This window comes from Microcoleus sp. PH2017_24_DOB_U_A, assembly GCF_020738205.1.
GTDB lineage: Bacteria > Cyanobacteriota > Cyanobacteriia > Cyanobacteriales > Microcoleaceae > Microcoleus.
In genome coordinates, this window is sequence record NZ_JAEQCT010000079.1 from 1 (window position 1) to 340 (window position 340).

Consider the following 340-nt stretch of genomic DNA (forward strand, 5'->3'; position numbering starts at 1 on the left):
GGTTTGGTAGTTTTTCTCATTGTCAAATACCTGGAAAGTAGACCACTCATATTTATCAATGCACTATTTTGTGATTTTGTCAATGCGTAAGTCCTAGATTATTAAAAAAATGTCAAAATATAATTAGATTGGTTTTTCTGCCTCCTGCCTCTTCCCTCTTCCTTCCCTCTTCCTTCTTTTTACCCGATCGCGTAACCGTTATAGCCGTTATAGCCTTCTTCCCTCTTCCTTCTTCCTGATGACTAATAACGTTCGCGAGCGGGGACGCTCGCACTAATAACGTTCGCGAGCGGGGACGCTCGCACTAATAACGTTCGCGAGCGGGGACGCTCGCACTAAT